Annotated in this window: 18 protein-coding genes; 6 read left to right on the top strand and 12 right to left on the bottom strand. The window is 64.9% G+C overall.

What is annotated here, in order from left to right; translation table 11 throughout:
• The first annotated feature begins 289 nt into the window (after window positions 1-289).
• From Q4543_RS15920 to Q4543_RS15910, 3 genes are read left to right on the top strand one after another with little or no spacing between them, the layout of a single operon-like run.
• Complete coding sequence (locus tag Q4543_RS15920) at window positions 290-1,186, top strand: ExeA family protein (protein ID WP_303439736.1); 897 nt, start codon at window positions 290-292, stop codon at window positions 1,184-1,186.
• Window positions 1,186-2,766 (top strand): Wzz/FepE/Etk N-terminal domain-containing protein, encoded by a 1,581-nt coding sequence (locus Q4543_RS15915; RefSeq protein WP_303439734.1) that lies wholly within the window; start codon window positions 1,186-1,188, stop codon window positions 2,764-2,766. Before Q4543_RS15920 ends, Q4543_RS15915 begins: the two co-directional genes overlap by 1 nt.
• Before the next feature lie 10 nt (window positions 2,767-2,776).
• Window positions 2,777-3,583 carry a CpsD/CapB family tyrosine-protein kinase gene (locus Q4543_RS15910; protein WP_303439732.1) on the top strand — a complete coding sequence of 269 codons (807 nt, stop codon included), beginning with the start codon at window positions 2,777-2,779 and terminating at the stop codon, window positions 3,581-3,583.
• 110 nt (window positions 3,584-3,693) lie between these two features.
• Here Q4543_RS15910 and Q4543_RS15905 read toward each other — a convergent pair whose 3' ends face one another.
• The 11 genes from Q4543_RS15905 to Q4543_RS15855 form a co-directional block, all read right to left on the bottom strand.
• A complete protein-coding gene (locus tag Q4543_RS15905) occupies window positions 3,694-4,308 on the bottom strand; it encodes a VPLPA-CTERM sorting domain-containing protein (protein WP_216002580.1) in 615 nt (204 codons plus the stop codon).
• A 217-nt stretch (window positions 4,309-4,525) separates the two neighbouring features.
• Window positions 4,526-5,416: a glycosyltransferase family 2 protein gene (locus tag Q4543_RS15900; RefSeq protein ID WP_303439722.1), complete on the bottom strand. Its 891-nt coding sequence runs from the start codon at window positions 5,414-5,416 to the stop codon at window positions 4,526-4,528.
• Entirely contained in the window at window positions 5,413-6,591 is a 1,179-nt protein-coding gene (locus Q4543_RS15895) for a polysaccharide pyruvyl transferase family protein (RefSeq protein WP_303439719.1), read from the bottom strand. Before Q4543_RS15895 ends, Q4543_RS15900 begins: the two co-directional genes overlap by 4 nt.
• A 46-nt stretch (window positions 6,592-6,637) precedes the next feature.
• Window positions 6,638-7,876: a Coenzyme F420 hydrogenase/dehydrogenase, beta subunit C-terminal domain gene (locus Q4543_RS15890; RefSeq protein ID WP_303439716.1), complete on the bottom strand. Its 1,239-nt coding sequence runs from the start codon at window positions 7,874-7,876 to the stop codon at window positions 6,638-6,640.
• A gap of 10 nt (window positions 7,877-7,886) precedes the next feature.
• A complete protein-coding gene (locus Q4543_RS15885; protein WP_303439714.1) occupies window positions 7,887-8,888 on the bottom strand; it encodes a hypothetical protein in 1,002 nt (333 codons plus the stop codon).
• Window positions 8,889-8,920: 32 nt separating this feature from the next.
• Window positions 8,921-9,997 carry a glycosyltransferase family 2 protein gene (locus Q4543_RS15880; RefSeq protein ID WP_303439712.1) on the bottom strand — a complete coding sequence of 359 codons (1,077 nt, stop codon included), beginning with the start codon at window positions 9,995-9,997 and terminating at the stop codon, window positions 8,921-8,923.
• 187 nt (window positions 9,998-10,184) lie between these two features.
• Complete coding sequence (locus Q4543_RS15875) at window positions 10,185-11,642, bottom strand: O-antigen ligase (protein WP_303439711.1); 1,458 nt, start codon at window positions 11,640-11,642, stop codon at window positions 10,185-10,187.
• Between the two features lie 10 nt (window positions 11,643-11,652).
• Window positions 11,653-13,032, bottom strand: a complete 1,380-nt coding sequence (locus Q4543_RS15870) for a right-handed parallel beta-helix repeat-containing protein (protein WP_303439708.1) — start codon at window positions 13,030-13,032, stop codon at window positions 11,653-11,655.
• Between the two features lie 11 nt (window positions 13,033-13,043).
• Window positions 13,044-13,979: a sialate O-acetylesterase gene (locus Q4543_RS15865; protein ID WP_303439706.1), complete on the bottom strand. Its 936-nt coding sequence runs from the start codon at window positions 13,977-13,979 to the stop codon at window positions 13,044-13,046.
• Window positions 13,976-14,626 carry a DapH/DapD/GlmU-related protein gene (locus Q4543_RS15860; RefSeq protein ID WP_303439703.1) on the bottom strand — a complete coding sequence of 217 codons (651 nt, stop codon included), beginning with the start codon at window positions 14,624-14,626 and terminating at the stop codon, window positions 13,976-13,978. Before Q4543_RS15860 ends, Q4543_RS15865 begins: the two co-directional genes overlap by 4 nt.
• A gap of 11 nt (window positions 14,627-14,637) precedes the next feature.
• Complete coding sequence (locus Q4543_RS15855; RefSeq protein ID WP_303439701.1) at window positions 14,638-15,657, bottom strand: glycosyltransferase family 2 protein; 1,020 nt, start codon at window positions 15,655-15,657, stop codon at window positions 14,638-14,640.
• Window positions 15,658-15,940: 283 nt separating this feature from the next.
• Here Q4543_RS15855 and Q4543_RS15850 point away from each other — a divergent pair, with 283 nt between their 5' ends.
• The gene (locus Q4543_RS15850) at window positions 15,941-17,248 is read left to right on the top strand and encodes a WcaI family glycosyltransferase (protein WP_303439699.1); all 1,308 of its coding nucleotides are present in this window, start codon (window positions 15,941-15,943) and stop codon (window positions 17,246-17,248) included.
• A 21-nt stretch (window positions 17,249-17,269) separates the two neighbouring features.
• On the opposite strand, the gene Q4543_RS15845 is transcribed toward Q4543_RS15850, so the two are convergent.
• A complete protein-coding gene (locus tag Q4543_RS15845; protein WP_303439697.1) occupies window positions 17,270-20,548 on the bottom strand; it encodes a LamG domain-containing protein in 3,279 nt (1,092 codons plus the stop codon).
• A gap of 1,039 nt (window positions 20,549-21,587) precedes the next feature.
• On the opposite strand from Q4543_RS15845, the gene Q4543_RS15840 reads away from it, so the two are divergent.
• Together Q4543_RS15840 and Q4543_RS15835 are read left to right on the top strand one after the other, a co-directional pair.
• On the top strand, window positions 21,588-23,012 hold the full coding sequence (locus tag Q4543_RS15840) for a hypothetical protein (protein WP_303439695.1): 1,425 nt from the start codon (window positions 21,588-21,590) through the stop codon (window positions 23,010-23,012).
• Entirely contained in the window at window positions 23,009-24,742 is a 1,734-nt protein-coding gene (locus tag Q4543_RS15835) for a hypothetical protein (protein WP_303439693.1), read from the top strand. Before Q4543_RS15840 ends, Q4543_RS15835 begins: the two co-directional genes overlap by 4 nt.
• Window positions 24,743-24,775: the final 33 nt, after the last annotated feature.

Here is a 24,775-nt window from a genome sequence, read left to right as displayed (position 1 = left end):
TGCCGTCCGCAATGTGATTTACAGGAGTTATCGCAGGTGTGTCGAGCCAAGCCTAGGCCACCACAGGCTATTTTCTAGGCGGATCTGTCAGAAAATGCCTGCACGACAGTACATTGTGGCATAACGATTTCGCGACCAAGAGACAAAGATGGCTCTGGTTCGTGATGAGTACGGGTGTCGCGTTGCCTCGGTGATGACCACCCGCTAAGAAGACGCCGCGAGGCATCACGCCCGCCGCAAACCTTCGCGGACGGGCTGATCATGGTGCGTCCGAACCTCAGGTGACGTGATGAGCGATTTGCAGCATTATCTTCAGCATTTCAGCCTGAAGACCCGGCCTTTTTCGTTGGCGCCAGATCCGGGCTGCATGTACTGGTCACCGGCGCACCGCCGCGCCTGGGCGATGCTGGAATACGGGGTGATGACCTGTGCGCCGGTGACGCTGATCACCGGCGATGTGGGCGCGGGAAAGACCACCTTGCTGCGCCATCTGATCGAAACGGCGGGAGCGGATCTGACCATCGGCCTTGTGAGCAATGCCCATGGCAGCCGCGGGGAGCTGCTGCAATGGGTGCTGCAGGCGCTCGGGCTGGCGCTCGGAGAGGGCGAAGGCTACGTCACCCAGTTTGATCGGCTGCAAAGCTTCCTGATCGCTGAATACGCTGCCGGGCGCCGGGTGGTGCTGATTTTCGACGAAGCGCAAAACCTCAGCCGCGAGGCGCTCGAAGAGTTGCGGATGCTGACCAACATCAATTCCGGGCCGGACGAGCTGTTGCAGTTGATCCTCGCCGGTCAGCCCGAGCTGCGCGACATGGTGCGCCGCCCCGACATGACGCAATTCGCCCAGCGGGTGGTGGCGTCGGCCCATCTTGGCCCGATGCCGCCCGACGAGGTGCGCGCCTACATTCGCCACCGCGCCGAGCTGGCTGGGGGCGAGGCCGCGCTGTTTGATGACGCGGCAATCGACCTGATCGCCAAGGTCACCCAAGGTGTGCCGCGACTGGTCAATCAACTATCTGAAATGGCGCTGCTTTATGCCTTTACGGATGGGGTGAATGCGGTCACCCGTGACAACGTGCAAACGATTTTGGACGATGACATGTTCTTTGGCGGGGAAACCCTGCCGCCGCAGCCGCTGGTCGAATCCGGCGCGGCGCGGCGTGACGGCGAGAAGTGGGCGGACTGATGGACCTGAGTTTCTATTTGCGCCGCTTTGTACGGCGCTTGCACTGGCTGGTTTTGTTTGTCTTGCTCGGGGCCTCGCTGGGGCTGTATTTCGCGATAACGCTTCCACCGGTTTATGGATCCAGCGCCCGGCTGATTGTCGAGGCCGAGCAGATCCCCGACGATCTTGCGGCCTCGACGGTGCGCACCTCGGCTGGCGAGCAGATCTCGATCATCGAACAGCGCATCCTGACCCGCGAAGTGCTGCTAGAGCTTGCCAACCGGATGGCCATCTACACCGGAGAGGACGCGCAGCTTCCCGCTTCGGCAAAGGTTGCAGATCTGCGCGACAGGATTTCGATCGGGCTGACCGGGGGCGGGCGCAACGCCATGCTGGTCAATGTCAGCTTTCGCGATTCCGATGCCCAACGGGTGGCGCGGGTCACCAATGAGATCGTCACGCTGATCCTGAGCGAGAACGTGCGGATGCGGACCACCGTGTCCGGACAGACGCTGGAATTCTTCACCCAGGAAGTCGACCGGCTGGAGCAGGAGATTTCGAGCCTGTCGGCGCGGATGCTGTCGTTTCAGGAGCAAAACCTTGATGCCTTGCCCGACAGTCTGGATTTCCGCCGCTCGCAGCAGGCCGGCTTGCAGGAACGGCTGATACAGCTCGGCCGCGACGAGCAAAATCTCGAGGATCGCCGCGCCCGTCTGGTCGAGCTGTTCGAGAACACCGGCAGCGTGCCGGTCGCCGAAATCGGCGGGGCGGCTAGCGCCGAAATGCAGCAGCTCGCGCAGCTGCGGCGCGATTATGCCAGTGCGCGGGTGGTTCTGGCCGAAACCAACCCACGGCTTGAACTGATGCAGGCGCGGATCGCGGCGCTGGAAAAAACGGTAGCGGAACAGCAGGCCGCGGCCGACCGGGTGGGCGAAAATGCCCCGGAAGGCGCCGCCCCGCCCAGCCCGTTCGAGATCCAGCTCGCCGATATCGAAAGCCAGTTGGCCGATATCCAGAGCCGCCGCCAAGAGCTTGAAGCCCGGATGGACGATTTGGCCGACACCATCGGTCGCACCCCGGGAAATTCCATCACCTTCGACGCGATGCAGCGCGACTATGACAACCTGCAGGCCCAGTACAACCGGGCGGTGTCAAACCAGTCGCGGGCCGAAACCGGCGACATGATCGAGGCTCTGTCCAAGGGGCAGCGCATCAGTCTTGTCGAGCCGGCCATCGCTCCGCGCAACCCGATGAGCCCGAACCGAAAGGTTCTGGCCGCAGGCGGCGTGGCGGGCGGGCTGCTGCTGGGAATGGGGCTGATCGCAGTGATCGAGCTGTTGAACAGCACCGTGCGGCGCCCGTCCGAGATCACTGCGAAACTTGGCATCGAGGCCTTGGCGACGGTGCCCTACATCCATACCGCTGATCAACTCCGCAATCATCGCAAGCGTCGCAAGCTGCTTGTGGGGGCCGTCATGGCGGGCGTGCTGCTGCTGGGCGGCGGGCTATGGTTGGTCGACAGCCAGATCATGCCGCTTGGCGAGGCGGTCGAGATGGCCATCGCCCGTGCCCGCAACGCGCTTGGCGCACCGCAATCCTGAAGGAGCCCGCATGGAACGTATCCAGGCCGCGATTGCCAAGGCGCGCGCTTCGCGCAATGCGTCGCCCCCCGTCATATCCCGCCGCCAGCCGGCCGGCGCCGCTTTCTGGGAGGCGCTGCCCCGCCATACGCCGGACCGCGCACTGATGGAGCGCATGCGGCTTTGCGGCGGCGAAAGCAAACTCAAGACAGGCGATTTTGCCGCCTTTGATGTGCTGCGCACGCGGGTTTTGAAACTGATGCGGGCCAATGGCTGGAAACGGCTGGCGATCACCTCGCCGACGGCTGGCTGCGGCAAGAGCACCACGGCGCTCAATCTTGGGTTCAGCATGACCCGGCGCGAAGATGTCTCGGCGATCCTGATCGAAGCGGACCTGCGCCGACCGAGCCTGGCGAGCAAGATCGGGCTGAAACAGCCTCAGGATGTCTGCGCGGTGCTGCGCGGCGACGCGGATCTGTCGGCCAACGCCTGTCGGCTGAATGACCGCTTTGCCGTGGCGAGCAGTGACGGGCCGCGCCAGAACCCGTCGGACCTGCTGCAATCGCCGCGTTGCGCAGAGGCGCTGGACAGGATCGAGAAAACCTATGCGCCGACGCTCATGCTGTTTGATACGCCGCCGTTGCAGGTCGCAGACGACACCATCAGCTTTCTGCAGCATGTGGATTGCGTCATCCTTGTCGCGGCGGCGGAACACACGACGATCAAGGAAATAGATGCGTCTGAACGCGAAATTGCATCTTATACCAATGTTTTAGGTGTTGTTCTTAACAAGTGCAATTACCCCGAGGAAGAATACGGGTACAACGATTACCCCTGAGGCGCTGTGCTTAGTCCTCTGCGGGGCGGCATCCCATGAAAACCGCAACGCATGAAAAAGGGGCCGAATGGCCCCTTTCCTGTATCCGGGTGCGATGCGCGCTGAGAGGTTCAGGCGGCCTTGCGGAACCGGCGACGCGCGGCCATGCCGCCAAGCGCGCCGAGCAGCAGCATGCCACCTGCGGGCAGCGGCACCGGCGAGATGATTTCCTGATACCCGATTTCACTGGCCTGGAACGACACCGAGCCTTCGGGATCGTTGCCGTCGTAGACGCCCAGAAGGTAGCTGCCGGCGCTCAAATTATAAGCGGCGGTAACCGTGTCGGGCATGATCTTTTCGTAGGGAATGCTCGCATCGTTGGAGATCAGGTTACAGCTGCCGCGGATGGCTTCAGCGGTCCGTGTCTTGCCGCACCAGGTGACGTCGTTGGTCAGACGGGTCGATGTGGTCTGGTTGATCAGAACATATCCGGACAGTTCATCTGTATTGGTGCCACCGGAATAATCCGAAAGATACAGGCTGAACGCGCTGTCGGAGGTGATCGTGACATACCCGGTGTAAGGGATGTCTGCCCAATTGAATGTCACGTTGGCGAATTGCCCGTAGTTGCTGACACTGCCGCCACCGGTCGCGGTGTAGTTTGCAAAATCAAGCGTTGTCAGTGCCTGCGCGCTGCCAGCCGCGATCGCGGCTGCGGCCGCAATTGCAATAAGACCTGTCTTCATAAGGGTCGAACTCTCAAAAAAATGCCTGAACGACGTCAGGCGGTACTGGTTACAGCGACCAACCTAGCACAGGTCACGATCCCTCAGGCCAGCGTTTGTTGACGCCGGCCTCGGAATTTTCAAATTTCGGTGTGAACTCGCCGATACCGCCAGGGTATTGATCGGATCTGCGTCAAATTCGAGCAGTTCATCGGGGGGACCGTCGATCTTCGGATTTTTAGCAGGGCTTTTCCCGATTTCGGACAGGCTTGCCTGCCTGGACCAGCATCCAGACCCCCCGTGCGATTCGCAATCTGAACAGGGTCGCCGTGGCGCGGGCCTTTTCGCGGGGGCTGCGCAGGCGGGAGGATCGCAAGACCTTTGGCAGATGGGCCAGCGCCGACAGCGGCATCGCCAGCGCGCGCAGCGCCCAAAGGCTGCGGGCCCGCAGGCCGCGCCCCTGCAATCCCCAGGCCTCGTCGGTCAGCCGGCGCCATTTGCGCGCCAGCGCTGGCCAGTCCGACCGGGAGGGATGCGCCACATGCAGCCCATCGTCATAGACCAGCGGCGCGCCCGCCGCCGTAGCCCTGCGGCACCAGTCCAGATCCTCGGACAGGCCAGGCCTGAACCCACCCACGCGCTCAAAGACCGCGCGCGGGGCGAGCAGATTGGCGGTCACCGAAAACCCCTTGCGTTCGATGTAGGCGCGGTTGTCGAAGGCAAAGACCGCCTCGAAGGCTTCGGCCCCCGAGCGCGGCGGCGGGGTTTCGTCAAAGACCGACACCCGCCCGCCGACCAGCGCGCCGGGATGGGCGCGCGCCGCGTCAAGGGCGCGCTGCAGCCAGCCCGGATCGGGCAGGCAGTCGCAATCCAGAAACACCAGCAGCGGCGCGCTGGTTTCGGCGACGCCGCGATTGCGGGCATGGGCCGCCCCCGCGGCAGGTTCGACCACAAAGCGCAGGGCGGCAAAGCGCGTCCTCAGCGCCTCGGGCAGCGGCTCTGCCGGCGCGTTGTCCACCACCACCGCCTCGATCTCGGGGCCAAGCTGGGGGGCCAGCGCCGCAAGGCAGCGCTCCAGCCGCACGAGGTCGGCGTGGTGGGGGATGATGATCGCGGCGGTTGGCGTCATCGCGCCGGAATCCGGGCGATCAGGGCGCGCAGGGCGGTCTCGTAGCCGTCCAGCCGGGCCAGCCCGCGCGGCAGCGCCGTGGCCACGTCTTGCGCAAGGGTCTCGCGGGCATCCCAGCCTTGGGTGACGGCGGCAAACACCGCATCGGCGCTGCTGCCGGTGCAATCCACCGTGCGGTCATAGCCCAGCGTGCCGAACAGCCCGGCGAACTTGCGGCTATAGGCCATGGGCACCACCGGCACCCCCGAGGAAAACGCGGCGATGCAGGCGTGCATCCGCGCCCCGGCAAAGAAATCCATCCCCGCGATGTAGCTTTTCGCCTCGGAGGGCGAGGCAAAGGCGGGGGCCAGCACCACATCGGGAAATTCCCCCGCAAGGGCGGCGCTGGCGCGCTGGTCGTCTTCGACCTGCATCGGGCCTTCGGCGACGATGACATGGGGCACGAGGTGCAGCTCGATGCCGGGCAGGGTCTGGGTGAAATGGCGGATCAGGCGGCGGATCAGATCGGGGTAATCGCCCCCGCCCAGCTTGTCGCCCCCGGCATAGCCCCCGGCCATCAGCAACCCCGACACGTTCAGCCCGACCCGCAGCGGCGCGCCCTCGGGGCGGGGGGCGGGGGGTGTGTAGGGCAGGCGCAGCGCCACGTCCGAGGCCTCGATGGCCTCGCCGGCCAAGCCCATGTCGCGCAGCGCCTGCGTCGACAGCGCATCGCGCGTCGCCACCACCGCCGAGCGCCGGATCGAGGCCAGCGCCGCGCGCGTTGTCCAGCCGCCGGTGAAGGGCCCGATGGTTTGCGGCGCCAGCACCAGCGGCGTGCCCGCCAGATGGGTCAGCGCCTTGAGCAGCAGCATCTTTTTCAGCCGCGCGCTGCCGTAGATGTCGGCAAAGCTGTCCCCGGCGCCGATATCGACCACCATGTCCGACGCCCGCGCCAGCGCAAGATAGCCGCTAGGCCGGGTCATGAAGCGGCGGTCAAGATCGACGATGCGGATGTCATCGCCCGTCACATAGGGGGTGCGTGCATCCTTGAAGTCGACGATGGTGATCTGGGCCGTGCGCCCGGCCTCGCTCGCGAGGCGGCGCAGGATATCGACCTCGGCCACGGTCAGGGCCCCGACCCCAAGATTGTCGGAACGGGTCGAATGCATGATGAGCGTGATGCGCAGAGGGGCCATGGGCGTTCCTTGTCTTGGCCTGTTGTCCGGCCTTTTGGTTGGGCCGCTAGGACACGCGCGCGCGCAGGGCACGGCGCAGCATCCCGAGGAAATTCTTGGCGTTCCGGCGCAGCGGGTTCTGCCGCGCCGCCGCGACAAGGCGCAGCCCCCGGTAGCGGGGGGCTGGGCGTCCGGCCAGCATCAGCGCTGCCAGCCGCGCCGCCAGCGCCCGGCGCCGTTCGCGCTGGCCGGGCTGGATCGCGGCCAGCGTCGTCGCATCGAAGGGCGCGGCGGCGATGGCCCCGGCAGCAATGGCCTCGCTCAACAGGCGCTGCCCGGTGTCGCTGCGCACCACGATCAGGCTTTGTCCCGGCGCTTCGGAGAACAGCGGATAGCCGTCCGCATCCGCCTCCCACGCATCGGCGCAGGCGATGTCGGCGGCGGTGCCGGTGCCATCGGCGCAGACCTTGCAGCGGTGCTGTACGTGTTTGGACAGGATGCCGCCCCAGCTGTCATGGTAGCTCATGGAGCGGGTGCTGCCGTCGTCGAGCTGCGCCGTGGCTTGGCCCGGCCAGCCGTTGCCGCGATAGCGAAAGCTGCGCACCCGGTCCTCGGGGGCGTCCAGCGCGGCCAGCAGGGCGCGCGCGCCGTCCTGCGACGGAACCCCGGCGCAAAAGAACGACAGCAGCACCGGGATGGCGGCGCGCAATTCGGGATCGCGAGCCTGCATCGCGCGCAGGGCCGCGACATCGCAGGGTTTGCCGACAAAGGCAAAGCGGCGCCCGCTGGCGCGGTGATCTGCCAGCGCATCGGGCAGCGCCGCCAGCGGCGCGGACGGCGCATAGCGCGACCCGGCGGCGGCGCGGATGTCGTCGCGGCTGCGGGCCAGAACGGTGTCATTGGCCACCGGCACCTGATCGGATGCGGCGGTTTCGATCACCGCGTCCACGGCGCCGCTGGCCAGCAGATGCGCCAGCAGCCCCGACAGCGCCCCGCCCGAGGCGCCGGCATGGCGCAGCGCGGGATCGCTGGCATGGCCCATGTGCATCTCGATCCATGGGCCCCAGAGCGCATCGTCGCGGCGCGTGCCGGCCTCGACCGTCTGGCCAAGGCCGGGGCAGGCGGCGGCGATGGCGGCCTCGGCATCGGCGGGCAGCGGGGCGCTCTGGTCCGGGCGCAGGAAGCCGGGCGGGGTCATACGCATCGCCACCGCCTTTGGGGCCAGCGCGGCACAGGCACCGCAGCCCGAACACAGGTTGCCGCGCAGGACCTTGTTCAGGGCCGGGCTGGCGGGGGGCTGGGTCATCGGACGGGCCTCACAGGTAATCCTGCACGATGCGCTTGACCACGACCTTGGCGTTCAGGCGGTCGATGTCGGTCACCCGGCCCATGTTGCGCCCGCTCATGGCGCCGTACAGGATCGCGGTTTCGGCAAAGGTGGAATGGCGCGAGCACACCAGATGGGCAGAGCGCGACAGCAGCAGGATGTCGATCAGCGCGTTTTCCGCCTCGGTCTGTTTGGTGACGCCATCGGGGCCGCTGAACATCTCGTGCAGGCGCGCGCCATCGGCGGCCAGATATTTATCGGTGCTGTGCATCCGCTCGCCATAGCGTTGGGCGAAGCGTTTTTCGATCTCGGCGCTGTCGGTGGCCAGAAAGATCGCCGCATCCGGCTGATCCTTCAGCTTGCGGTCCAGCGCGGCCTCGATGCGGTGGACCGGCACCTTGCGGTCGGTGTAGCGCACATGCACGCCAAGGTGCGGCCGGCCCATGGCGGCGATCTCGGATTCAACTGCGGCGCGCACCCGGGCATTGGGGGTGAAATAGCGGCCAAGGTAGTCTTCGATGATGGCGTTGCGCGTGCGCCCGGCAAAGCGCGGATCGCGCCGCAGATGCGGGGCGAGGCGGGCGAATTTCGGCAGGTAGCACCAGAACACCGCCAGCGCCTCGGGGGCGTCCAGCCGCGACAGGTCGGTGCAGAACCGCCGGTAGATCCGAGCGCTGGAATGGGCCGAGGGGTCGTGGCGATGCACCATGCGGGCGGCGGGCACATCAAGGCTGCCTTGCCATGTGGCGGGCGACACGGCGCCCTGCCAGTCGTCGAACGCATCGGGCGCGGCCATGTCGGCGGGGGCGTCGAACAGCAGCGGATAGGCGTTTTCGCCCTCTGGGGCGTAGCTGCCGTCGCGCCAGTCGATCACCGGGCGCCGGCCCGTCAGGTCTGCGAACAGCAGCCCGCAGATCGCCGAAAGCATGCGGTTGCCAAGCCCGCCCTTGGCCTTGATGAGCAAGGTCCTGTCGGTGTGAAGAGCGTCCATGCCGGGCGCAATATCCTGTGCTGCTACGTGCATCAGTCGATTCCGATCTCGTGCTTGATGTCCAGATAGGTGCGCGCGAGATCGGGGCGCGGCGCGGCGAAAAGCCGGTTGATCGCGGACCAGGCGGCCTTCATGCCGCGCAGATCCTCGGCGGCGCCGCTGTCGCCGCGCATGGCCCGGATCCGGGCCGCAAGCATCCGCAGCCGGGCGTAGCTGCGGGTCTTGCGCAGGGCCTCGCGGCGCTGCGCCGCTGTCAGGCCGCGATCGGCGCTGTGCTTGGCCATTAGATAGGCAAGATTGGCCAGCCCCATCGCCCCCAGCCCGTAGCGATCGGCGCGCCCCGAGGGAAAGCGGTGGTGATAGACCTGCCCGCGGCGGGTGCCCAGCACGCAGCCGAAATCGGTCACCGCCCAGGACGCGTCGGTATCCTCGAACAGGGAATAGCCGCCGAACACCGGCTCGAACCCGGCGGCGCGCAGCGCCTCGGTGCGAAAGGTCATGCGAAAGCCGGTCATCCATTCCACATGGGTGGCGTCCAGCTCTGCCATCCATGGCAGGTCGGGGGCGCGATCCACCAGAATGCGACCGATGACAAAGCGCGGGTTGATGTCGGGCAGCATCCGGCCCAGCCGGGTGCGCCAGCCGACGGTGCGCGCCTCTCGGGTATGGGCCTGCGACATGGCATAGGCGGCGCCGTCCAGCGCGCCCTCGGGCGGGACCAGCGACACCGCCGGGTTGACCGCGGCGACCTTACGCTCGGTGTCGCGCTCGTAGATGTCCATGATGGCGGCGCTGGTGCCGGGAAAGAACAGCGTGTCATCGTCGGGAAAGAACACCACGTCGGCGCTCACGTGGCTCAGGGCGCGGTTGCGTTGGCGGGTCAGCCCCTTTTCGGTATGCTCGACGATCACCTCGATGTCCTGCCCGGCGGTGGTCTCTGCCACCACCTGCGCCACCGGGGCGTGATCGTCCGAACTGTCGATGACGATCAGCTTTTCGGGCCGCCGCGATTGTCCCAGCAGCAGCGGGATCGTCAGCGCCAGTGCATCGGGACGGTTGCGAGTGGCGATGGCCACGTCAAAGGTCAGGGCGTGGGTCTGATGGGGCATTCCAAAGTCCTTGAGGAAATACGGTCAGGTCAAAGGGGGTGCAAATCGATGTGCGGGGCGATGCTGTGGCGGCCCCCGATTTTCCCGATGCCGTGATCCGTGTTCCGATCCGTCATGTTTGTCCGTGTGTTAATCGGCCCGGCGCGGGGGCTCCACCGCAAAACCGCATGAGAGGGGATAGAACCGTCTAAACCGGCGGTCTCCGGCGCTGTGTCGCATGATTGGGGGCAAACCGCGTGTAGCGGGGCGGCGCACGCCGGTCGCGGGTGCCCGGCGTCTGGCCAGAGCGGGGGGCGGCGGTGTCATCGGCGGGTTGCCCGGGGCCCGGCTCTGGAACGGCGCCCTGATCAGAGCCTGGGACCTGCACCTCGGTCCGGGCCATCCACATCCCGGCCCCGAACATGAAGAAGACGAAGGAAAAGATGTTTCCCCAGATATGTACGGTCGACAAGGTGAAGCTGAGGCAGACAAAGGTCAGCACCCAGGCCAGGCGCAGCTGCCCCAGACTCGGGTCGGCGCGGAAATCGCGGAAGATGATCCGCAGCAGCGGCACGAAGACGCCAAGGGCCAGACACAGGAACGCCGGGATGCCGTAGCGCACGGCGATGACCAGCCAGAAATTGTCCATGCTGCCCGAGATCATGTAGATCGGGCGTTTCCAGTCGTTGAATCCCAGCCCCAGCAACGGGTTTTCCCAGACGTTGATCATGCCCCATTCGAAGATGATGGCGCGCCAGTAGGCGGTATGCGCCGACATGGTGGCATAGCTCAGGAACACCCGCATGGGCGAGCGGTTCGACAGCAGGTCGATCGCCACATAGGCCAGTGCCATCATCCCCAGCAGCAGCCACCATTTCCAGCTCAGGCGCTGAAAGATCCACGCCCAGGTCACCAGAGCGATCAGCAGGGCCATCGCCAGCAGCGCGCCGCTGGACAGGGCCAGACAGCCGGTGATGATCATCAGCGCCGCCACCAGAAAGCGCAGCGGCGGGGCCATCTGGCCCTTCATCGCGACAAAGACCATCGACACGGCGACCGAACAGAACAGGCCGAAATGGATCGGATGGGCAAAGACCGTCTGCACCCGGTCAAGCCCCAGCCGGGTGCCGCCGACGTTCCGTGTCTCGGACCCGAGGCCGGGCAGTTTCGACAGTATCTCGCCCAGCAGCAGCCGGCCGGTGGCGGCCTCGATAAACGCGACGGGCATCAGCAGGCACACGATCAGCGCCAGCCAGCGACACAGTTGCAGGAACTGGCCCGACGTGCGCACATAGGCGCGCCCGCACAGATAGCCTCCCAGAAACTCGATCCCCGTCGAGCCGGTGTTTTCGATCGCCATCTCCGGGTTGTTGCGGATCAGCGACAGCATCGTCCACAGGATGAAGAGCGGGAACAGCAGGTCCGGCAGCACGAGCTTGCCGAAATGCCCCAGATACAGCCGCACCAGCAGAGGCACGACGATCACGATCAGCAGCAGCCGCAGGTTGCCCATGCCCAGCGGCCCCAGCTTGAAGAACACCGGCAGCATGATGCACAGCAGATAAGCCACGGCGACACGGCTCAGGCGCGCGCCCGGGACGGCGCTGGCGCTGTCATCGGCGGGGGCGGGCAGGGGCTGCATGGCTCTGGGAGACGTTTCACTCATGGCCATGAGGTCATCCCGCTGTGTCCAGCCAGCTCGCGCCCAGCCCGGCCCCGGCCAAGGGGCCGTCCTGCCGGTAGCGGAAGGACGCCAGATCCTGCGGATTGCCACCCCGGGCGTTCACGAACAGCTTGTCGTAATGGGTGGACAGGCCCATGCGGCGGTCTTGAATGGGTACGTTATCGGCGATCTCCCAGCCGGCGGCGAGCTGGGGCCCGGGCACCAGATAGGCAAGGTTGCGCAGGATCCGGACCTGTTCCGAGCGTTCCTTGACGGTGATGCGCGGGGTGTAAAGATCGGGATTATCCGCCGCCCCGTCCGAGCGCGCATTGTGGATCAGGGTGTTGTTGCGGATCGTCAGCCCCAGCGTTTCCCCCACGGTGATGCCGTGCAGATGGGCGTTGATGATCACGTTCTCTTCGATCAGCAGGTCGCGGTAGAACATCTCGCGCCCGGCGGCGCCGGTATCGACCTCTTCGTTGCGCATGAAGATCGACTGCGTCAGCGGCCCCAGCCCGGAATTGAGCAGGTTGCGCCGGATCGTCACGCGCTCGGTGGGGGCGGTGGTGCGGCGGGTCCAGAACTGGATCATGTCCGGATGGCCCTTGTCTTCGGGCGCGCGGCGGAAATCATGGATATGGTTGTTTTCCAGCAGCATGTCCGAGACGCGGGCAAAATTCATCCCGTCCAGTCGCATGTCGTGCAGGTCATTGCCGGTGATGGTCAGATCGTGGCAATCGGCGACCACCAGCCCACGGCCAAAGCCGCGGATTTCGCTGTCGCGCAAGGTGATGCCGCGCGCGCTCGTCAGGCTCAGCCCCAGCGCCCAGCCATAGCCATGATAGGCAGTGTCCGCCGGGTCCGAGCGCATGGTATCGCCATCGAACAGGCACCCCGTGAGGGTCACGTTCTCGCAGGACCGCAGCGTGAACGGGCGAAAGGTCATCTTGTGCGCGGCATCGAAGTGATAATCGAAGACAAGCCCGTCCAGAACCACATGGGCGCACTCATCCATCAGCATATAGCCCAGCCGGGCCGGGCTTGCCGGGTCGGCAGAGACCAGCGTGATCGGCTGCCCGGCGCTGCCCTTGGCGCCGCGCGGCTTGAACGCGCCATAGCGGCCCGGCGCAAGGCGCAGCGTGGTGCCGGGCGTGGCGCTCTGGGCGGCCTCCAGCAGCGCGTCGGCATCGGCAACGTCGATCACCGGACCGGATGGGGCGGCGGACAGCGGGGCGGCGCAGATCGCCGCAAGGCCGCCCAGCACGTGGCGGCGGCCCGGATGGCAGAAGGCGGGGCGATGTCCGGGCAGGGCGGATCTGGACATGGCGCTGGACATGGCGGGACAGTCCTCGGTCTGGTCGCGGGCCGGGTCGGCGACAGGGGCAAAGATCATTCTAGGGGCTTTCACCCAGCGTCGCCAGAGAGCGTCGGCGCGCGCAGCAGATCCAGAAGCGGTGCGGTGAGCGCCCCGACCACGGCGCTGCGCCCAAGGCTGTTGAAATGGCAGGTGTCCCAGCGGTAATCATTGCCGAAGTCGTCGGTGTTCAGCCCGGCGATGATCCGCGGGCTGGCCTCGGCCACGGCGCGCTGCACCGCGCGCATCGCCTCGACCCCTTCGGCGCGGCGCGGGCCGATGCATTTCGAGGCCTGAAACATATAAAGCTGCGCCGACGGTGCCGCCGCCAGCAGCTGCGCGCTCAGCGCGTCCAGCTGCGCGCGCATGGCGGCGCGGCCTTCGGCGGTATCGGGCATCACATTCGCATCGCTTTCCCCCTGATGCCACAGGATCAGCTCTGGCGCGTAGCCCTGTGCCTGCGCCGCCGAGATCCGTTCCAGCAGCGCATCGAGATAGCCCGAGCGCCGGTCCAGCCAGTCGCCCACCTGCGAGCCGCCGACCGCGCCGTTGATGAACAGCACCGGCTGGCCCAGATCCTGCGTGAGCGCGGCCCCCAGCGAGGGCCACAGGCTGCCGCCCTTGCCGGTGGCTCCGGGCATCGGATCCTCGCCGCGCCAGCAGGCGCCGTTGAACCAAGCGTAGACCTCTGCATCTGCAGGCAGGCTGGCGGCTTTGGTGTTGGTGTTGGCGGCGTTCGATTGCCCGCCGGTCACCAGTACGCGGGTGGTGGCGGGATCGGGGCAGGCCACGGGGCTGCGCGTGCCCGTCGATCCGGGGCCGGGCAGGCGCATCCAGAATTTTTCCAGACCAAGGGCCAGCCGGGTTTCGCGGCGCAGCTTGATATAGGCGCTGTGGGTCCAGCCGCTCAGCGTGCCATAAGCGGTGCCGGCCAGCGCCGCACACAGCACCAGAGCCATCACCAGAGGCCAGGAGGGTCGTTTCATTGTGGATCGTCCTTGATAGAAGCGCCTTGGATCTGCCGTTGCGAGACCACCCGCGCCGGGCTGCCCACCGCGATGGCCATGGCCGGGATGTCGCCGCGCACCACCGAATGGGCGCCGATGATGGCGCCATCCCCGATGCGCGCACCGGGCAGCACGGTGACGCGGGTGCCAAGCCAGACATCATTGCCGATCACCACATCGGCCTCGTCGCTGGCCTGATCGGTGATCGGCGCGCCGTCATTGTAGCGATAGCCCGAGGCGGTGATCATCACCTCGGGGCCCAGCAGCACATCATCGCCAAGGATGACCCGGCCCTTGCCCGGCCCGGCCCAGATCACGCAGCGAAAGCCGATGCGCACCCGCGCGCCGATGCGGATGCGTTCGGGATAGGAAAACGCCGCCGTCGGGCTGATCGACGGGTTTGCCCCCAGCCGGATCTGCCGCAGCGGCGCAACATGGGTGTAATTGTAGAAATTCACCATCTTGATCAGATGCGCCCAGGCGCGCGGATCAAGGCTGGCTTTCAGCAGCCGCCACAGCCGCTGGGGGCGGCTCAGGCGCAGCTTGTGGGCGGGGGCGTCTTGCCGGGCGTGGGCGTCTTTCTGGGCGGGGGCGTCTTGCTGGGCATGGGCGTCTTTGTCGATCATCGGGGCGTCTCTCATGGGTCGGGCTTTGCGTAGCCGGCCAGCCAGTCGGCCCGCGTGGCCCAGACGCTGCGCCATTTCTCGGCCGCAGCCCCGCCGCGCAGCCCCGAAGCCACCCGCCGCAGCGCCGCCCAGAGCCACATCATCGCCAGCCCGAAGGGTTGAAGCCACGCTGGCCAGTGATCGCGGATCAGCGTTGCGCGCGCCTTGGCCACCATGCGCAGCTTGTCGGCGCGCTTGCCCGAGGCCGCGCCCACCAGATGCATGATCTGCGCCTCTGGGGTGATCGCGGGGCGATAGCCCAGTGCCCGGGCGCGCAGGCACAGGTCGGCCTCTTCGCCATACATGAAATATTTCAGATCGAACCCGCCCAGCTTGTCCCACAGCGATTTGCGGATCATCAGGAAGCAGCCGACCACGATGTCGACCTCGCGCACATTGTCGCGCGCCCAGGATCCCATGCCCTCGGGGTTGAACGCCGCGCTGCCCCGGAACGCCGCCGTCAGCCCGGTGGCCATGCAGAACGCTGACCATGGCGTGATGCGCATCCAGCAGGAGGCGATGTTCAGGCTGCCATCGGGAAACACCGTGCGCCCGCCGGTGATGCCCGCCTCGGGGCGCGCCTTGGAAAAGGCCAGCAGCGCGTCGATGGCGCCGTCATGCACTTCGGTATCGGGGTTGAGCAGCAGCAGCCAGTCGGTGCGCGCCGCCTGTGCCACCACGTTGTTGGCGCGGGCAAAGCCGAGGTTCTCGGCGCTGGCGATCAGCTCGACCTGCGGAAAGGCCGCGGCCACCGCGTCGGCCGAACCGTCGGATGAGGCATTGTCGAACACCACCACATGGGCGCGCGCGCTGTGGGTGGTGGCAAACAGCGTGCGCAGGCAGGCAAGGGTCAGGTCACGGGTATTGTAGCTGACCACGATGACGGTCAGCTCTGCCGCAGCGCCGGGTGCGCCGGTCAGCGCGACAGGCGCACCGCTCGTGGGTTCCGGTGCAACCGGGGGGGCGGGGCGGTTCCGGAAGGCCGATGTCATAGCAGGTGGGATACTCTTGGGGCGGGGCCAGACGCCACGGGGGCCGGGGAAGTCCGGTTTGAACCGCAGCTGTCATATTGCTGTTTTGCCTTGATTATAGACATGCGCCCTGTGTGTGCCCAACACCGCGCCGGGACAAGTACAAATCTGCCGGGGCTCTCTGGCTTTCCGGTGGTAATCTTCCTAAAGGTGCAAAAACCTGCGGAAGTGCGCGCGGGACAGAAATGCCTGATCCCAAAGCAGTATTGGTGTGGTTGGCATTAGGTAATCGGAGAATATATTCATGACGACCTCGAGGGATGACAGCGCAAACAACAAGGCGGAGCGTGTGCTGATCGTCTCGCTCAACTATGCGCCGGAAATGATTGCCATCGGGGTCTATTCCTCGGGCATGGCCGAGTATCTGTCGCGCAACGGGGTCGAAACGGATGTCATCGCGGCGCGCCCCTATTACCCGGCCTGGCGCACCTATGAAGGCTGGCGCCGCCCGTGGTGGACGCGGCGTCGCGGCCCCGAGGGCACCCGCGCGGTGCATTGTCCGATCTACGTGCCAAGCAAGCCGAGCGGGTCGCGCCGCATCCTGCATCACATCAGCTTTGCGCTCAGCGCCCTGCCGGTGCTGCTGTGGAAGGCGCTGGTACACCGCCCCGATGTGATCTTGCTGGTGGCACCGTCGCTGATCTCGGCACCCGGCGTGCTGGCGGCGGCGCGGCTCAGCGGGGCCGCGACCTGGCTGCATGTTCAGGATTTCGAAGTCGAGGCCGCCTTTGCCACCGGCCTGCTGAATCAGAAAAGCCTGATCGGGCGCCTTGCAGAGCGATTCGAACATGCGGTGCTGGGCAGTTTCGACCGGGTCAGTTCGATCTCGGGGCCGATGCTGTCGCGTCTGCGCCGCAAGGGTGTTGCGGAATGGCGGATCACCGAATTCCGCAACTGGTCGGATATCTCGAAGGTGCAGCCGGTCGAGGGGGTCTCGCCGCTCAAGGCCGAGTTGGGCATCGATACGCCGCATGTGGCGCTGTATTCGGGCAATCTTGCCAACAAGCAGGGGCTTGAGATCCTACCCGAAATGGCCCGGCACCTGCGCCACCGCACCGACCTGACCATCGCTGTCTGCGGCGATGGGCCGATGCGCGAGGTCCTGCAGGAACAGGCGCAGGATCTGCCGATGATCCGGTTCTTTCCGTTGCAGCCGATCGACCGGCTGAGCGATCTTCTGGGGATGGCCGACCTGCATCTGCTGCCGCAGATCGCCGGGGCGGCGGATCTGGTGCTGCCGTCAAAGCTGACCAACATGCTGGCGTCGGGCCGCCCGGTGCTGGCCACCGCCGATCCCGACACCGCGCTGGGGCAGGAGGTCGAGGGCTGTGGCCGGCTTGTGCCGCCCGGTGATGCCGCCGCCCTCGCGCGCGAGCTGGAAACGCTGTTGGACGACGCCCCGGAACGGGCCCGGCTGGGCGCCGCGGCGCGGGCGCGGGCCGTTGAGCGCTGGGACATGACGTCGATTCTGGCCCGCTTCAAGAGCCAGATCAGCGCGGTGATCCGCGACCCGCGCCCCGCCGCCGAAGGGCAGCGGGACCTGAGGACCTGAACCGCGCCTGACGGTCGCCCCTCAGGCGACCGCCAGCCAGTCCGCGCTCTCGTTCATCGAGAAATGCGTAATGTCGGCATCCAGCCCGTCGCCTACGCCCGATCCGATGGTCAGACCCCAGTATTGCTCTTCCGTGGTCAGCCCGGTGGCGTAGGTCTCATCGACAACCACGCCATCGACCATCATCGCCAGACTTCCAAGCGAGGAATCATAGCCCAGTTTGACCTCGTGGAAGTCGCCATCGGCCAGCACATCGGAATTGCTCTGCAACGAGACCGTCTCGTCGCCCAGCTGCATCGTGAAGTAGAAATCGTCATCATTGATGCTCAGCGCCATCGAGTCGTAGATCTCGAAGACCGCTTCCCAGTCGCTGTTGTCGTCATCCCGGATGCTCACCACGAATTCGAAGGTATCGCGGGAGTGCAGCTCTTCGACGTAGCGCGACACGCTGACCGTCGTGCTGCCATCGAATTCGGCCCATGTGTCGTCTGCGTCGCTGGCATAGGTCAGGGTGCCGGTGCTGACCTCGGGCATGGCGGCTGATGCCACCTCGTTGGTCACGGTGTCGTTGAAATCAAGAAAGATCAGCGCGTCCGCGTCATATCCTGTCGGGGTTGGATCCGAGATGATCGTGCCGTCGGAGATCTCCAGCGAGGTAATGCCCATATCCGGCTCGTCCCCGGCCCAGGGGTGGCCGATGGTCAGGCCCCAGGATTGCGCGACCGCGGTCAGCCCGGTCTGTTCAACTTGGGCGACCACCTCGCCATCCACCGCGATCTGCATCACACCGGCTTCGGAATCATAGCCGATGCTGATTTCATGCGCAGCGCCGTCGGCCAGCGGCATCCCCGGAGTCCGGACGATCTGTGTGCCCTCATCGGTGGTCAGGCTGAAGAGCAGCCGCCCGTCGGAACGGACCGAAAGCGACAGCGTCTCGTGCAGATACAGGATCGTGCCTTCGGTGGTGGTGTCGAAATGCTGTGCCGTGATGGTGATGTCGAACGAGCCGGTGTCGTAAAGATACCCGGTATCCCGGTTCACTTCGACGTCGCCGCCCGCGACCATCACGCCGGTCTCGCCGCTTGGCATGGTCACGATATCCTCTTCGGATATGGTCATGCCCGCGATATCCGCGCTCGAGAAATCGGTCTCGAACAGGGTTTCTATGACCACGACCGAGGCCGTGTTGTCCTCGGCAGTGGCTGCCGCGCTGATCTCCTCGGCGCTGGAGGCTTCGGACTTGATCGAAATGTTCGACAGAGAGGCGTCGACGCTGGCCTTCCAGGGGTTGCCAAAGGTCAGCCCCCAGTATTGCGCGGACTGGGTCGATCCGCTTGCCGCGGTCTCGGCCACGACCACGCCATCGGCGTAAAGGCTCAGCATCGCGCCATCGTAGACAAAGCTGAGATCCACCGGGCCGTCATTCAGCAGCCCGCTGGCCGAACTGACGCTGAACCATGTGTCTCCGTTCGAGAACTTGAACGAGATCGAGCCATCCGACTTTACGGTGGCCTCGAGCGATTGATAGATCATGAACAGGGTGCCCGATGAGCCCTCGTCGATGTCCAGCGTCATCGAGAAGTCAAAGGAGCTGAGGTTGAAGATGTCGCCCACCGTGCGGGCAATCTCGACCATCGCGCCTTCGCCGATGCGCAGGCTGTCGCCATCAAGCGTGGCGCTGGACAGATTCGTCAGCGTGACCCCATCCGTTGCGACATTGGTCAGCACGCCGTCGACCAGTTCCAGATCGACCAGAAGCGGGTCCTCGATTTCGACGGTGCGGGTGATGGTGTCGCTGCTGCCGTCGGGCTGGGTGACGGTCAGCGTGTAGCTGTGCAGGCCGGGGGTCTCGAAATCCACCTCGATCTGGGATCCGGTGAAGCTGCGCCCGTCATCCAGCGTCCAGGTGACCGTCGTGTTCGCGTCGATCAACCCGTCCGGGCCGCGCGACAGGCCCGCATCCAGCGTATAGACCGACAGGTCCGACACGCTGACCGACGCGCGCGCAACCGCCATCAGCGTGTCCGGGGTTTCATCGAACCACAACAGGCTTGATCCGTAGACCCCGTTCAGCGCGCTGTCGGGCAGCAGCGTGATGTCGCGCAGATCACCGCTCTCGCCGACGGTCAGGTTGGTGTACTGGTTCAGCTGGTCCAGCTCGCTATCGGTGCCATGACTCAACGTCATGTTGTCGCCATCATCCAGAATCCGCAGGCCGACGTTTTTCTCGACCACGGGGTTGGTTCCGTCAATGTCGATCCAGCCGGGGCTCTTCAGGGTGGTTTGAGAGCCGTCCGCGTTCAGGTAATATGCATCTTCGATGTAGATGAGCGTATTGTTGGTCACCACCATATTCGATGTATCTGACACGGAAATGCCATGATAGGCGCTTCCCCAGATCACATTATTATCGACCACGATATTCTCGAAAAGATATCCGTTCTCTTCGTAATCCTCATTCTGGCCGAATATTACCTGATATGCCGCACCAGTAGAATTGTCGAAGAAATTTGACTGAATGGTGATATCTTCATTGTTCAGCCAGATATTCGCGCCCCATAGTTGAATAAAATCGGAATGATTGTATTCGTAGGTCGATCCGAGGAAATCATGGAACCAGTTGTCGGCGATCAGCGCATCCTGCACCCCGCCCAGCCGTACCCCGTCGCCCTGCAGGGCATAGAGTTCGTTGTCGGTGTAGGTCAGGCCGACAACTTCGCGGAAGGTGGCACCGTGAAAGAGATTGTGCAATTCGTTGCCGATGAAGCTGAAGTTCTCAACCTCGACGATATCGGCGCCGGTCGCCCCGATCGTGTAGCCGCCAGCCTCTTCGTTCAGGCCAGCGGAGCCTTCGGCGATGGACGAGATCTCGCTTTCGTAAATACCTGAATTATCAGTGTCTTTGACCGTAATAAGCGTGCCGCTGTCGCCTTCGATCTTCACGTCCGACAGGTGGAAATTTTCGTGGTTGCGCATGTAGACCGACGACACGACCGCGGGATCTTCCGGGGTCAGCGAGGTGATCATGACAGGCGCATCGATCTGTGCGTTTTGGACGTCGTAATGGGAAAGCGTATAAGGGCCGCCCGCAGTGTCCAGCAGGATGACACCGCCCGCCCCGGCAGCGAGTGCCGTGTAGGCGGCATCGAATTCCGCCTGGGATGTGACGATGCGCACATCGTCTTCAAAGCGGACATCTTCAATGCTTTGCGAGGATATATCTACGAAATCCGACAGGTAATAGCTTTGATCGCTATTCGTTCCTGAAGAAGCCTCAGCTGCTTCGGTTGTGCTCGTCATTTGCGTATTCCGTTGCCGATATATTTGATTTCCTGAGTCGCTATTATTCCACGAAAAAATGAATGGAGCCTGTGTATCCGGGATGATTATCATCTCGGTTTACATACTCTACGTGGATTACAGGATACCGCACAAACGCAACCATACGGTGATTTTGAATTGTGGAATTTTTGGGGCGAAAAGATGTCATATTTAAGGCGTTATTAAAAAACAGATATTGAGAACGAGATATAAAAATGGGTTATTTAATTGGGATACTAGTTGCTGTTATTCGCTTGATCAATATCTCGCATTCGTCTGGTTAATACTGCGTATTCGCCAGACAAATACCGGCCTTAGGATTGCATGGCCGAGTCAGTGAATAATAAACAACATAATGCAAATTATTGGATGTTTTGGTGCTGCAACCAGGGTGAGATGCCCTCGGCTGGGCAAAGCAGAAATGTCTCACCGAGGGTGGAGAAGCTTTTCATGGCCGAGCAGGGCGAAGCCCCCACATATCGCCGCCCTGATCGGCCATGCGTTCAGAGCCAGAGCTTGCGGCGCTCCTTTGCGCTGTAGACGGCGCGGAAACCTTGCTCATCGAGCAGCGTCTCGAAGGCCCGTCAGGCAAGACCGTCGGCGAAATATGGAGGGATGTCTTCGCTTCCCCTGCCATGACGGTTGGGCCGCTGGCGGGGTCCAAAGCGAATCGCACCTGATCCGGGGCGAACATCTCTTCGATCTCTGGGCCCGGCACATAACGGGCACATGCACATAACGGACACATGAGGCGGCATTCCAGACGCCAACCCGGTCCGGGCGTAAAATTTGGGCGTCACCAAAACGCCAGGTAAGCCGTTACAGCCAAGGCGGCCTTGCAGGCCTTGCGCATGTGATGTTCGCCACCCTGCCGCACAATGCGCCGTTTTGCACGTGGGATGGGCATCAGCGCCCGGCCCGTACTGGCATGCACGGTCAATCATGATAGGGTGCAGTCGCATCGCCGACTGTCTCGGCTGTGCGACGCGACCTTTCCGCCCCAGACATCCGAGCCCCGATGATCCCCTTTTATCTTCTGAATTGTCTTGGCCTCGTGATTGTCTTCGATGCCGGAGACGCGCATCCCTTCGCCTCGGTGCTGCTTGCAATCAGTTTTCTGGTGTCGCTGACCTGCTTCACCTACGCGGTGTTTTCCCGCAGCCTTTCGGCGACCAGCTTTGCCTACCTGCTCTATGCCACCTACGGGTTCATCCTTGCCGGGCTGATGCAGGTACGCAGCGACAGGTTCTACTGGATCAACAACGCGGTGCAGCGCGAATACATCCCCGATGCGGCGGTGATCGTGCTGCTGTCGACGCTGGCCTTTGCTCTGGGCTATTTCTGCCGGGTCGCCAGCCGGCCCACCCCCATCGAAAGGCCTTTGACCGAGGTGCCGCAGGGGCAGCGAAACCGCATCGCGCGGGCGACCTTTGTCGTTTGCCTTCTGACCTTTGCCTATCTGCTGATGGCGATCGCCACCTATGGGATTGCCGCCTTCATCGGCACCCGCCACACCACCGGGATCGCGCTGCTCGCCAGTGGTGGCAGCACCGCGACCTACGGGCTGGTCTTCACGCTGACCCGCGGCATGGCCATCGCCTCTATGGTGATCGCGGGCTATGTGCTGTTGCGGATGCGCATCCGCAACAACTGGACCTTGGCCGCCATGGTGCTGGCCTGCCTGACGCTGTGCATTGCCAATTTCCCACCCGCCCTGCCCCGGTTCTGGCTGATCGCCACGATCCTTGCGGTGCTGATGAGCACCGCCAAAGGCTGGTTCCTGCGCTGGAAGACGGCGCTGTTCGCCGCCGCGCCGCTGCTGATGTTCGGCCTGTTCCCGGCCTTGCAGGCCTATAACCGCCGGAGCGAAAGCGTCAATCTGAACGTGTCGTTCACCTCGCCGCTCGAGGGCATGATGCATGGCGATTACGATGGCGTGCAGGCGATGGTGAACGTTTTTGGAATGGTCAGCCAGGAAGGCGTGACGCTGGGCAGCCGCCTGCTGTCGGCGCTGCTGTTCTTCGTGCCGCGCTCGATCTGGGGCGGCAAGCACGAGCCGACCGGCTCGGAAGCCGCCGAAATCGCCGGCTTCAATTTCCTCAACATCAGCGCGCCGGTTCCGGGCGAGCTGTTCGCCGATTTCCACTATGTCGGAGCGATCGGCGGCATGGTGCTGTTCGGCTGGCTGATCCGCGCGCTGGACGATGGCTATGACGAGGCGCGCCGCCCGGTGATCAGCATGATGGCGGTAATCCTTGCGGGCTTTGCGCCGATCATCGGACGCGGGCCACTGCTGGGGGTGATCGCGGCCCCGGCCTCGGCGCTGTTTCTGGTGGGGCTGTGGTGGGGCCTGTCGCGGATCGTTCTGGCGCGCCAGCCCCGCGCCGCCAGCCGTGCCCGCCCTCGCCATGGGCCCACGCGGCCGGCGGACCGACACCTGTGAAGCGGCGCAACCTGCTTCTGGGGGGCGCGCTGCTGCCGCTGGGCCATGGCGGCGCGGCGCAACAGGCCAGCCGGGATGCGCTGTCTGACACCTCGCCTCTGCAGACCGCAAACGAGCTGCGGCAGACGCCCGATCTTGCGGCCAGTCTGGCGGATCTGGGCTTGGCGCCGGGGGATTGCTTTGCGCTGATGGATGGCAGCCGCTACGCGCTGCTGCCGCCCGAAGCGACGGATCACGACCTGCCCCTGCCCGGAGACGCGCTGAATCAGAAGCTGCGGGTGCTGCCATCCGACGGGCGCATTCTTTTGGCTTCGTGGGGGATCGCGCCGCTGTCGCCTGCCCGCGATGGGCCCGATCCGGCCAGCGCGCCGGATATCTCCGAGGCGCTGACGCGGGCGGTGGCCCGGGCCATGGCAAACCATGCCGAACTGGTGCTGCCCCCGGGGATGATGCGGGTCACCCGCCCCGGCGCGCTGCTGGCCCGCGATCTGGCGGGCCGCCACGACGGTCTGCGCATCAGCGGTGCAGGACAGCAATCGACCGTGCTGGTCTATGACCCCGAAGATGCCTCTGAACCCTTGCTCTGGAACAACAATTCGGTGCTGGGGCTGCGCCTTGCCCGGCTGACGCTTTACACCGATGTGCCGGGGGCGGTGTTTGCCCGCTGCTATGGCAGCGGTATTTCGCAAGATCACCAGTTCATCGACATCGCCTTTCGCGGCCGCTGGGGCATCGGCATCGAGATGGTGCCCGACCCTGACACCGGGGCCGCTGGCAACAACAATTCCGAATTCCTGTTCGATCGGGTGCACAGCGCGGTCTATCTCGACCCGTTCACATTGTTGCTGGGCCGCTCATCCGATCAGAATCTGAATTACTGGTTCCGCAACTGCAAGCTCTGGGGCTGGGTGACCATTGCCCGGCTGCACAAGGGCGGGCATCTGCATATCTCGGATTGCGACGTGTCGGGCTATGCACCCAAGGCCGCCAATTATCTGGTCGAGCTGCTGGGCGACAATCACGCGCGCGGCGTCTGTGCCTGCAGCATCCGCAACCTTCGGGTCGAGCTGAAAACCGAGCAGGCGCTGCTGCTGCGCTCGGAATGGCCATCTGGCACCATCGACATCTCCGGGCTTGACCTGTCCTCGCAGACCTACCGCATGACCCCCGCCGCCCCGGTGATCGAGCTGATCCTTGGCGAAGGGCGCGGGCCGATCCTGTCGGTGTCGGATACGCAATTCGCCGGGCAGCTGCGGGTGGACAACCACGGCCAGAAGGGGTCGGATCAGGCGCTGATCGCCTTTACCCGCTGCAGCTTCTTTCATGGCGCTGGCCCCGACGAGGTGGTGATCTACGATGGCTCCAAGGCGCCGCGGCGCATCCCCGACATGATCTTTCGCGACTGCCGCGGCACGGCGCGGCGCGACCGCGGCCTGTGGGATTGCAACCTCGGCGCGCTGCTGGGCGGGGCCTGCCGCATCGAAAGCCATCAGGCGCTGCTGCCCGCTGACGGCAGCGCGCAGCGCCTGCCCAAAGGCGCCCGGATCGAAGCGCTGGTCGACCCCGCGACCCTGACCCCGGTGCCCGGCCTGCGGCTGTGGTCCGCTGGCCACGATGTGACCCCCGTGCCGGGCCGACCGCTGCCGGTGTCGGACGGCACGCCAGTGGCGTTGCGCCCCGAACCGGGCGCAACCTTTCCGGGCATGTGCCTTTTGCGTTATCGCGCATGACGCAAGCGGCGCATGGCCCACCGCGCCAAGACT

This window comes from Salipiger sp. 1_MG-2023 (genome assembly GCF_030547555.1).
Lineage (GTDB): Bacteria > Pseudomonadota > Alphaproteobacteria > Rhodobacterales > Rhodobacteraceae > Salipiger.
This window is presented reverse-complemented; position numbering and strand designations above follow the sequence as displayed.